The 11,214-nt window shown below is 61.0% G+C and carries 5 protein-coding genes; 2 read left to right on the top strand and 3 right to left on the bottom strand.

Annotated elements, in window-relative coordinates; all coding sequences use genetic code 11:
* Window positions 1-170: 170 nt before the first annotated feature.
* The 3 genes from ACPYOI_RS19695 to ACPYOI_RS19685 form a co-directional block, all read right to left on the bottom strand.
* Complete coding sequence (locus tag ACPYOI_RS19695; RefSeq protein WP_481419188.1) at window positions 171-2,216, bottom strand: O-linked N-acetylglucosamine transferase, SPINDLY family protein; 2,046 nt, start codon at window positions 2,214-2,216, stop codon at window positions 171-173.
* Window positions 2,217-2,434: 218 nt separating this feature from the next.
* Window positions 2,435-3,421, bottom strand: coding sequence for a hypothetical protein (locus tag ACPYOI_RS19690; RefSeq protein WP_481419189.1), 987 nt, complete (start codon window positions 3,419-3,421; stop codon window positions 2,435-2,437).
* Window positions 3,422-3,871: 450 nt separating this feature from the next.
* The gene (locus ACPYOI_RS19685) at window positions 3,872-7,090 is read right to left on the bottom strand and encodes a beta strand repeat-containing protein (RefSeq protein ID WP_481419190.1); all 3,219 of its coding nucleotides are present in this window, start codon (window positions 7,088-7,090) and stop codon (window positions 3,872-3,874) included.
* Between the two features lie 559 nt (window positions 7,091-7,649).
* Here ACPYOI_RS19685 and ACPYOI_RS19680 point away from each other — a divergent pair.
* Entirely contained in the window at window positions 7,650-9,578 is a 1,929-nt protein-coding gene (locus tag ACPYOI_RS19680) for an adenylate/guanylate cyclase domain-containing protein (RefSeq protein ID WP_481419191.1), read from the top strand.
* A gap of 495 nt (window positions 9,579-10,073) precedes the next feature.
* Entirely contained in the window at window positions 10,074-10,949 is an 876-nt protein-coding gene (locus ACPYOI_RS19675) for a hypothetical protein (RefSeq protein WP_481419192.1), read from the top strand.
* The last annotated feature ends 265 nt before the right edge of the window (window positions 10,950-11,214 follow it).

Below are 11,214 nucleotides of genomic sequence, written 5' to 3'. Positions count from 1 at the left end.
GTCGTAGCACCGTGAGATCGGCAAATTGCGAATTGTGGTTATGGTCGACTCTACAGAGTCAGCGATGCTTGCGTAGCGCTGATACTTCTCAATCATCCTACAGGTCCGATCTTCTTGTTTGAGCGCCACGCCGCAATTTGCGGGACTGATGGCGGAGCTTGGTCATTCCGTTAAGCGGCCGGTTCGGTCCATAAGCGAGAATCGCGGGGGAGCGGCGCGTAGTCGTGCCACTGAGCGAGCTTTTCGAGATACCGCCGCCGATAGGCGCGATCATCCTCGAACTCGACGCCTGCGAGGACAAGTTCTGCGCCGATCTCGTAGTAGACGTCGAGGTTGCGTAGGTCAGGGACCGGTGTTTCGCCGCGCTCAGTTTCACCCTGCATCTGCCAGAACAGCTCTTCGAGACGGCGTACAAGGCCTGGAATATCGCGCAGCACACTGGTCTCACGATTGCGTTGCAAGGCGTCCTTGATTGCCGTGAGGCTTTTTCGATCGTGCGCCAGGGCGATGGCGCGGCTCACATATTCGTCCGGCGTGCTGCAAATCAGTTCCGGAATGCCGGCCGCCGCTACGATGCTTGAGCAGAAACGTGCGGCAAAGGTTTTTCCCGGGAAAGTCAGGACAGGCAATCCCATAGTGATCGCATCCGCGGCAGTGGAATGCGCCCCGTAGGGGAAGGTGTCGAGGAAGAGATCGGCAAGACCGATGCGCGCGAGATGCTGCGGATTGTGCGCCTTCGCAGCAAAAATGAGCCGCTCGGGTGCCACACCGCTTTGCGCGGCCGCCTCGCGCAGGCGCTGGTTGACATCCTCGCTGCCGCCAAGCAGCCACAGCACGCTGCCCGGCGTTGCCGAAAGAATCTTCATCCAGCGTGCAAAACACTCGGCGGTGATCTTCTGCATCCCGTTGAAGGAGGCATAGACGAAAACATCCTCCGGTAGTCCGACCTGAGCCCGACTCGGTCGCTCAGCAATTTCCCGCTTACGGTCGATGGGCTGGTCACAAGCGATCCGCAGCACCTTTTCGGTGTAATAGATTTCGTTCTCCGGCGGCACGATCTGCGGGTCGGTAATCATATACTGATGAAACGGACTGCTCATCGTGCCGGGATAACCGCAGAAGTTGACAATGACCGGCGCCGGGCGATAGGCGAAGATGGCGGTCCGGGCATGTTTCGTATAGCCATTGACGTCGACAAGAACGTCGATTTCGTCGGCGGCGATTTGTTTCGCTGCGTCGAGATCGCCCAGTGCTGCAATATCGCGCCAGCAATGGACGGCCGCCCTGATGCGGTCATGTGTCTTATCACCGGACCGAGGCTCGCCGCAGTAATAGGCGAAGATCTCAATGCTGCTCTTGTCATGCAGCTCGAAAACTTCGCAGAGAGCGAAGCCGACCGCGTGCTGGCGCAAATCCGAAGAAACATAGCCGATGCGCAGGCGCTGCCCGGATCCCGTTTTGAGCCGCGCCGGCTTGAGCGGGAAACCCTTGGTGTCGGGCCGCCCGACCAGATTCTTGCCGTAACGATAAGCCTTGGCGAGCTGGAAAAGCGGGTCGTCGGCATAGCAGCCGAGCGTCAGCGGCGACATCGTATCAAGCAATTGACGGGCTGAGACATGGATCGATGGGGTAAGAACCGGCCATTTACACTGATGCTGGCGCAGCGAGGTCCAATGCTGGCCCGCTTCCAGCTTTGAGGGTTGCAGCTCGATCGCCTGCCACAAGGCGGCTTCCGCATCCGCCAGCTGGCCGGCGGTTTCCAGCACACGACCGGTATGGTGGAGCGCCATCACGCGATGACTGAGGCGGTCAGGCGTGATCTCGTCGGTTGCTTCCGCAAAGTTCCGCCATTGCCGGACGGCCTGACCAATCAGGCCGCAGTCTTCCAGAGCGCGGCCGAGGTTGATGTGGGCGGGACCGAACGCGGGCTCATGTTTCAGGCAGGTGCGCAGTGCCTGGATCGCACCCGCGACATCGCCCATGTTGCGCAGGCAGACAGCATAATTGAAGCAGGCCATGTGCAGCAGCGGATTTGTATCGTTGAAGGCGATCCAGGTTTTGTAGAGGTCGGCCGCTTGCGCTAACAGTCCAACGCCGGCGAAGCCTTCTGCGGCCTGGAACAATGCGGTCAGAGACATCTGCTGATTACGCGCTTGCAGCAACATATCTGCAAGCGGCGACGCCTGACTGGAAGCGATTGTTGTATTGACGGTCATGCCTTTCCCTCGACAAAACGGCGCTGTGGCCGAAGACTGCAGGCGCAAAAGGGCCTGGTCCTTTATTGACGGCCCTGCCTTGCGCGGGGCTGGTTGTCTTGGAAGAGGCGGAATGGCAGTCCGCCGAGAACGAAAAATGGACGGCGCCTTGGCGCGCCGCCCGCTCTTGCAACATCGAATGAAGTGTTGCGGCGCGGCCGAAGCCGCGCCGTTGTCTATTATTGGACGGTCGTGTCGTTGTAGGCAGCGAGGACCCAGGCAGTCTGGTCGGTCGACATTGACGGCACCTGGGCGTCCGTGATGCCGTCGAGCTGCGCATCCGTCAGACCCATGATATCGTCCGAACCCAGGCCCTTGATGGCCGTCAGGCTGATGGCACCGATATCAGCAGAGCTGAAGCCTGCGAAGTCGCCGGCATCGAACGCTGCGATCTGGTTCGCCGACAGGGTCGAGACTTGATCGGTCGTCAAAGCGGTTGCCTGGTCGGAGGTGAGGGCAGCAGCCTGGGCGGTCGTCAGGCCCTTGATGTGGGCCGCGTCGAGACCGGCGACGTCCGCAGTTGCGATCAATGCGACGTTGGCAGCGGAGAGGCCAGCCAGGGTCTTCGTATTGAGCGCGTTGAGATCGGCGCTATTCAGCGTAAGGAGCTGGTCCGAGGTCAAGCCAGCGGCGCCAGCCGTGCTGAGGCCGACAAGCTGGCCGCTCGTCAAGGTACCGAATGCGGCGCTGTCGATAACGCTGACCTGGGCGCTGCTCAGCGCAGAGACCTGCGAGCTCAGCAGGTAGCCGACCTGGGTGCTCGAAAGCTCATCGGCTTGAAGGGCCGAAACCTGCGTGGACTTCAGGGCCTGCAGGTGAGCCGAGTCGAAGTTTGCCAGGTCGGTGTTGTCGAGCGAGGAAATGACAGCGGTCGACAGGCCGGCAACCTGGGTCGAGCTGAATGCCGCAACGCCGTTCGTGATTGCCTGGAGCTGGTCGAGCTTCAATCCGGCAAGAGCGCCCGTCGACAGGCTGGTGAGGTTTGTCGTGCCCAGCGAGCTGATGTCGTCGCTGCTGATTGCGCCGAGCTGAGTTGAATTGAGCACGGCCACCTGAGTGGTCTTCAGGCCAGCGAGCTGGGCGGTGCTGAGATTCTGAATCGAAGTTGCGGAAAGAGATTTGACCTGGTTGGCGGTCAGAGATTGTACAAAGGAAACGGCTGACATGGATGTACCCCAAGGTTAGTTGTGCCGCGGCGACGCCGATCTCGGACATCACCCTCCGACAGAGGACTATGCTAGGTGAAACATGGCTCGATCGAGCCAGCGCATCGGAATGGCATCATGCATCCAGAGCAACACGTCTCTGATTCCCACGCCCTCGAAAGCGAGTAGCAATGCCATGTCACCGGGATTGGCTTGAAAGTGCCGGTGCGCGCAGCTTTTGCCTTCCGCGTTCTGAGACATGATTATTCCGCAGATTTTAAATTTGGGTTAACTGCCGCCCGGATTCCGGATTGTTGTTTTTGTTTGCCGCGGCCCATATTTGGGTCGGTCGAATAGAAGCGGGCGACATGCTTTCATGCCGCCCGTCTATATTGCCTCGCAAGAGGTGCCTTATGATCTTTACTTGTCGCTGAGAGCATTGACTTGCCGGGTGAGGCGTTCTGGAAGCGGTCAGGAGCCGTCAAATTCCGCATAGGCTGCGATTACCGCATCGACTTGCGCCGAATTCAGTGCCCGCGCCTGCGCTGACGTGAAGGCGTCCAGCTGCTGGCTGCTCAGGCCCCCAATATCGGCCGTGGACAGGCCCGGCAGAGCTCTCGTATTGATCGCCGCGATTTCGTCCGTCGTGAAGGTCTGGATGTCCTCCACCAGCATCGCCGCGATCTGTGCGGCCGAGAGCGCCTGGATCTGCGTCGAATTCAAGGCATCGATCTGCTCGGATGACAGTGCTGTGATCTGGTCGCTCGTCAGCCTGGCAATCTGGCTGGTCGTCAGCGCATGGATCTGGTCGGTGGAGAGGGCCGCGACGGCATCGGTGGACAAGCCATACAGCGACCGCGTGCTGATCGCCGCGATCTCGTCGGGCGTGAAGGTCGCGATGTCTTCCGGTTCTAGGGCGCCAAGCTCGGCCGCCGTCAGTGCCGCGATTTGCGAGCTCGTCAAGGCGGCAACCTGATCCGTCGACAGGGCGGCGATCTGGCTGCTTGCGAGCGCCGCGATCAGGCGGTTGGAAAGGGCGGCGGTCTGGCTGGTCGAGAGCGCCGTAACATCCAGTCCCGCCGCTTGCCGCGTGGTCAGGGCGCTGATCTGCGCGGTGCTCAAGGCCCCGACCTGCTCGGGTGACAGCGCGGCGATCTGGTCGCTCGTCAGCACCACAAACTGGGCGGTCGTCAGGGCGTTCAGCTGATCCGAGGAGAGAGCCGCAACGGCGCCGGTGGACAAACCCGGCAGCGCCCTGGTGCTGATTGCCGCGATTTCGCCGGTCGTGAACGTCGCGATGTCTTCGGACTCCAGGCCCCTGATATCGAGCGCCGTCAGGGCAGCGACTTGCGCGCTCGTCAGGGCGGCCGCCTGATCAGTTGAGAGAGCGCCAATCTGATTGCTTCCGAGTGCTGCGATCAGGCCCGTCGAAAGGGCGGCGGTCTGATCGGTCGAGAGCGCCGTGACATCCAGCCCCATGGCTTGCCGCGCGAGCAGGGCACTGATCTGCGTGGTGCTCAAGGCGCCCATCTGGCCGGATGACAGCGCTGCGAGCTGAACGGTCGTCAGCGTCGCAACCTGACGGGCCGTTAGCGCGTGGAGCTGGTCGCTGGAGAGAGCCGCGACGGCATCGGTGGACAAGCCCGGCAGCGATCTGATGCTAATCAGCGCGATTTCGTCAGTCGTGAAGGTTGCGATATTTTCCGGTGACAGGGCGCCAAGCTCGACCGCTGTCAGGGCGGCGACTTGCGCGCTCGTCAGGGCGGCCGCTTGATCGGTTGACAGGGCGGCGATCTGGTTGCTTCCGAGTGCTGCGATCAGGGTCGTCGACAGTGCGGCGGTTTGATCGGTCGAGAGTGTCGCGACATCCAGGCCGAGGGCTTGCCGCCATGTCAGGGCACTGATCTGCGCCGTGGTCAAGGCGCCGACTTGCTCGGATGACAGCGCCGCGAACTGAACGGTCGTCAGCGTGGAAATCTGGCTGGTTGTCAGCGCGTGGATCTGGTCGCTGGAGAGGGTCGCGACGGCATCGGTGGACAAGCCCGGCAGCGCCCGCACGCTGATCGCCGCCATCTCGGCGGTCGTGAAGGTCGCGAGGTTATCCGGCGATAGCGCGCCAAGTTCGGCCGCGGTCAGTCGGGCGATTTGCGCGCTCGTCAGGGCAGCGGCCTGATCGGTTGAGAGGGCGGCGATCTGGCTGCTTCCGAGTGCCGCGATCACGCCCGTCGACAGGGCGGCGGTCTGGTCGGTGGAGAGCGCAGTCACATCCAGCCCCAGGGCTTGGCGCGAGGTCAGGGCGCTGATCTGTGTCGTGCTCAGGGCGCCGACCTGCTCGGATGAGAGCGCGGAGATTTGGTCGCTCGTCAGCAAGGCGATCTGGCCGGTTGTCAGCGCATGAATCTGGTCCGTGGAGAAGGCGGCGATGGCGTCGGCGGACAGGCCCGATAGCGACCGCGTGCTGATCGCGGCGATCTCGCCGGTCGTGAAGGTTGCGACATTTTCCGGCGACAGGCCACGCAGCTCGATTGAAGTCAGCGCAGCAATTTGCGCGCTCGTCAGGGCGGCCGCCTGATCGGTTGAGAGCGCGGCGATCTGGCTGCTTCCAAGTGCCGCGATCACGCTCGCCGAAAGGGCGGCGGTCTGGTCGGTCGAGAGGGCCGTGACATTTAGTCCAGGGGCTTGCCGCCATGTCAAAGCGCCGATCTGCGTGGTGTTCAAGGCACCAACCTGCTCGGATGACAGCGTCGCGATTTGGCCGCTCGTCAGCGCGGCAATCTGGCCGCTCGTCAGCGCATGGACCTGGTCGGTGGAAAGAGCCGCGATGGCATCGTTGGACAGGCCCGGCAGCGACCTGGTGCTGATCGCCGCAATCTCGTCGGGTGTAAAGGTTGCGATGTCTTCCGGCGACAGGGCCCGAAGTTCGACCACTGACAGCGCGGCGACTTGGGCGCTCGTCAGGGCGTCCACCTGGTCGGCTGAGAGGGCTGCGATCTGGTTGCTTCCAAGCGTGGCGATCAGGGTCGTCGAAAGGGCGGCAGTCTGCTCGGTGGAGAGCGCCGTGACATCCAGTCCTACGGTTTGCCGCGAGGTCAGTGCGCTGATCTGCGTGGTGCTCAAAGCCCCCATCTGCTCGCCAGAAAATGCCGCGAGCTGAGCGGTCGTCAGCGCGGAAACCTGGCGGGTCGTCAGTGCGTGGACCTGATCGGTGGAAAGAGCCGCAACGGCGTCGGTGGACAAGCCCGGTAGCGTCCTGGTGCTGATCGCCGCAATCTCGTCGGTCGTGAAGGTCGCGATGTCTTCCGGCGTGAGGGCGTGGATTTCATTGAGACTGAAGGCGCCGATCTGCGAGCTGGTGAAGGCAGCGACCTGATTGCTGTCCAGTGCTGTCATCTGGCCGGCGGAAAGGACTGCGACCTGTCCCGTGGACAGGCTCTGGATTTGCTGCGCGGACAGAACCGCCAACTGGTCGGCCGTCAAGCCGACGATGGCGCCCGGCGATACGGCGCTCATCTGTTGCGCGCTCAGTGTGTGGACGTTGTCCGCACCCATAGCAGCGATCTGACGCGCGTTGAGGACTTTGACTTGGTCAGCGCTGAGGGCTGCCGCATCCTCGGTAGTCCACGCGGCGATCGAAGCCGTGGAAAGGCTCCGGATTTGGCTGATGGACAGCGTAGGGATGGTTGTTGTCATGGACGCGCCCCGGATTTGCTAACGGATCAAAAACGTCGTTACCTGCGCGCTCCGGGCGAGTGGGCCAATCAGGCCCTCCCTGTGTTGGACCAGGCCAGCTCCGTGCTGCTCGGGGTTTCGCCAGCTCAGACGGACGCCGCCATCGCGTGGTTGCTGCGAAGGAAACGCGATTTTTGCAGAGAACATGGCTCGGACGAGCCTGCGCATTGGAAGGGCATCATGCATCCAGAGCCATCGGCCCTGATCCCCACGCCAGTCAACGCGAACGTCTTCGCGCTACAACAGCCAGTCCCCCGAATCGGCGGTCAAGGCTGCGCACGAACCTTCGCTACTGTGGGACTGTTAGTCAATAGCCGTTAACGTTCGGTTAACGCCCGCCAACCCTCGCTTTCACCAGCGCGGTCCTGTCGGTGGGCCAAGCTCTTGAAAAACCGCAAGTCGGAAAGGCCAGAAGCGATGGGGGTCACAAGCAGACATGCCGTTTTGGCGGTGTGCTAGTTGCGGCGCTTCGATGGGTGTAGACTCCCGGCATATTGCATGTTCATGCAAGGCAACGATGATGAGTACCCCCGCGCTCGACCGGAAGCTGCTCACGATCCTAGCCGCGGATATGGTAGGCTACTCGAAGGCGATGGAGGCCGATGAGGCCGGCACCATCAAGCGACTGAAGGCCATCCGCGCCGACCTGATCAATCCCGCCATCTCCCAGCGCCATGGCACCGTTATCAAGCTGATGGGTGACGGCGCGCTCGTCGCCTTCGACAGCGTGGTTGATGCGGTTGCCTGCGCCGCGGAGTTTCAGAATACCGTGGCCGCGCGCAACGCCGACCTGCCGGAGGCTGAGCGCATCGTATTCCGCGTCGGGATCAATCTGGGCGATGTGGCGTTGGTGGATGGCGATGTCTATGGTGATGGCGTGAATGTCGCCGCGCGGCTGGAGCAGTTGGCAGAGCCGGGCGGCGTGATGGTGTCGGGGACGGCATACGATCATCTCCAGGGCAAACTCGATTGGCCGCTCGATTTCGCCGGCGAGCCGCAGGTCAAGAACATCAGCCGCCCGGTGCGGATGTATCGGCTGAGACTCGACGGCAAACGGGCACGTCGCCCGCTTCTCGGAATGATGCCGCGCTGGGCCAAGACGGCTGCGGCGGCGATCGTGGCGCTGGCTCTGGCAGGCGGCGGGGTTTGGTGGTTCTTGCAGCCCGAGCCTTTGAGCGGCAAGCCGTCGGTGGCAGTGCTGCCCTTCAACAATTATGGCGGCGACGATGCCAGCGGGCGTCTGGCCGATGGCCTGACTGAGGACATCATCACCGACCTCGCGCGGTTTCCCGAATTCGAGGTGGTGGCGCGGAATTCGACGGAAGTTTATAAAGGCAAGCCAGTGGATGCCCGCCAGGTCGCAAGTGCGCTCCATGTCGGCTTTGTACTGGAAGGCTCGATCCAGCGGCAGAGGGACCGGGTACGGATCACAGCACAGTTGATCGACGCAAGAAACGGCCACCATCTTTGGTCGGAGAATTGGGACCGGCCCGCTGAGGACGTGTTCGCCGTTCAGACCGAAATCGCAGAGCAGGTCACGAACCGCCTCGGCGGCGGAGTCGGACTGATTCAAGAAGCCGGGCGGGCTGCAGCCAAACGTAAACGGCCTGAAAACCTGAATGCCTATGATTACTATCTGCTCGGGTCCGAGAATATTGAAAAGCTCACCAAAGCGGATGCGGAGGAGGCCGTCACGTTTCTCAACCGCGCCGTCGAGCTGGACCCGGGGCTGGCACGGGCCTGGGTGGAACTTTACCATGCTCATGATCTATTGGGTGTGTTTGGTGTCGATCCCGAGAGCAACCGCAAGGCGGCTGCCGATGTAGCCGAACGCGCGGTGCGGCTTGATCCGAGCGACGCTGAAGCACACGCGGTGTTTGGTATGAGCCTTGCTAATAAGGGCGACATGGGCCGCGCCAAGGCTGAGCTGGACACGGCCCTTCGTCTAGCTCCCGGTTCGTCCGAAATCCTCACTTTTTATTCCGGCTTTGCAGCACGCTTCGGTGAACCCGAACGCGGCGCTCAAATGGTCGACCAAGTAATGCGGCTCGACCCGAACTATCCAATGTGGACGTCCAACTTCTTCTCGCCTGCCTATTTTATGGCGGGCCGGTATGAGGACGCGGTGAAGATGCTGGACCGCATGACGCCTAACAACTACCAAAAGTGGAATTGGGTGGTGCGTAGCAGCTCCCTCGCGGCACTGGGTCGAACCGATGAGGCGAATGCTTCGGTTGTAGAAACTCTCAAGCGGCACCCGGACCTGACTGTCGAGAGCATGATCAATGAATCCGGCCTGAGCGCAATGGAGCGCAGTCGGTTCATAGAGACAATGCCGCTAGCTGGCTTCCCGGCGTGCGCCAAGCCCGAGACACTGGCGAAACTCGCCAAACCTCTGCGACTGCCGGAATGTGAGGCAGGAAAGGCGAAGCCTCTCGATCAGCCATAGAACAGCCCTGTGCAACGCGCGCGAGAGCCGCTGATCGCCCCGGTACCGGCGAGCGCTGTCGCTGAGGGTTTGGCGCGATGACGCAAATGGTTGCAACGCTCCGCGAAGCACCCACTAAGTCGGCTTTGGGTCATCCACGCCGACCCGGCGTTGTCCGACATATACCCGCTTCCTGCCCAAATACGGACGACTGCAGCCTGCTGATGTTTTGCGGCTCAGCCGGCATCCTCGTTGACCAAACTGGAGCAGCGCGAAAGCGGTCTCTCGGGTTCTCAACGCAACTTTGTCAGCGCGTTTTCACGAACGATTTCAGTCGGAACGGAGGCCGCGCCCAGGTCGCAATTCAGACACTGCGGCTGAAAGTTCTCTCTTTTGTTCCGGAGCGTTTTTCGAATGGGCATAAGAATCATTGCGTTGGGAGTTTTGGCGCATCCGACGAGATGAAACTGGGAACTCCTATGTAATTGCTGGACCAATATAATTCGTAGTGACGTCTTGGCCGCCGATGTTGGAATAGCGCGTCTCTTCGATCCCCGTCTCTTCGATCTCCACCATTTCGATGCCCCCTCTCTCGTTGACCAAATTGTGGGCCCACTAGCAAAGGTGCTCGGGATCGGCTCCAACAACTTGCATTTGGATACGCTACCTGTGGTAATTGGGAACATGAACGCCGTTGAACAGAACCTTGCCAACTGGAGGGCCGCGCTCCTGTCGAGCATTCCGGTTGGCGGTCTGCTGTCTCGCAACCCCGTTGCGTACAAGTGGAAGGCATCATTTCGAGTCTGGATGCTGCGTGAGGCCGTGTTCTGGCGGCTGCACGATTTGATGACGCAATCCTACGCGCTACATCAGCAGGGGCATGGCCTCGGCGCACGCATCCTGCTGCGGAGCGGCTTCGAGTCGCTCGCCACGCTGATCTACCTCAACCAACTCATGCAACAGGTGCTCGACTGCAAAATAAGCTTCCATGCCTTCGGCGAGAAGACCTCGGTGCTTTTGCTCGGGTCGCGGGACGGTTCGACAGAGCATCAGTCCATCAACATCGTGACGATCCTTCAAAAATCCGACAAGCGTTATCCCGGCATAGAAAAGCTCTATGCTATCTTGTCTGAAAGTGCTCATCCGAACTACGAAGGCATGGTGGCCGGCTATTCAAAGATCGCTCACGACGAGTACGAGACGCATTTCTCGAACCGTTGGATGGAGCTGTATGGCGACCGGCACCTTGGGTCGATGGAACTATGCATGAGCACGTTCCACCATGAGTACAATGACGTTTGGCCCGCTCTCACGGAAAAGCTCGAAGGTTGGATCGAGGCGAACGACGCTAAGCTAGAGGCGACCAAGAACGATCCGCTGATTCGAGCCTAATGCAGCGCGTGACGACCAGTCGAAGGCCTTCCGGAGACGCTAGTCCGCGTTTATGGTGGTCAGAATCCGCGAACTGAGGGTGCGAGCGAGTCCGCACTTATGTGGCGATGCAGATTAGGAAAGTGGTGGCGCACCCGACAGGAGACGCAACCATTTCTTTCAACGCTTTGAAATCAAAATAAAATTCGAGAAGCCAACGCAGATGTGTGTACCACTCAGCTGGGTTTCTAGCAAGGGAATTGCTACTTCCCGTTATCTAAGCTGA

The organism is Rhizobium sp. SVR5-2C (genome assembly GCF_056755115.1).
The sequence above is the reverse complement of the archived record's forward strand: the minus strand, read 5'-3'. Positions and strand labels throughout refer to the sequence as shown.

Excerpts from the sequence above, each read along its gene's own strand:
- ACPYOI_RS19695 (WP_481419188.1), bottom strand. The coding sequence starts at position 2,216 with ATGACCGTCAATACAACAATCGCTTCCAGTCAGGCGTCGCCGCTTGCA.
- ACPYOI_RS19690 (WP_481419189.1), bottom strand. The coding sequence starts at position 3,421 with ATGTCAGCCGTTTCCTTTGTACAATCTCTGACCGCCAACCAGGTCAAA.
- ACPYOI_RS19685 (WP_481419190.1), bottom strand. The coding sequence starts at position 7,090 with ATGACAACAACCATCCCTACGCTGTCCATCAGCCAAATCCGGAGCCTT.
- ACPYOI_RS19680 (WP_481419191.1), top strand. The coding sequence starts at position 7,650 with ATGAGTACCCCCGCGCTCGACCGGAAGCTGCTCACGATCCTAGCCGCG.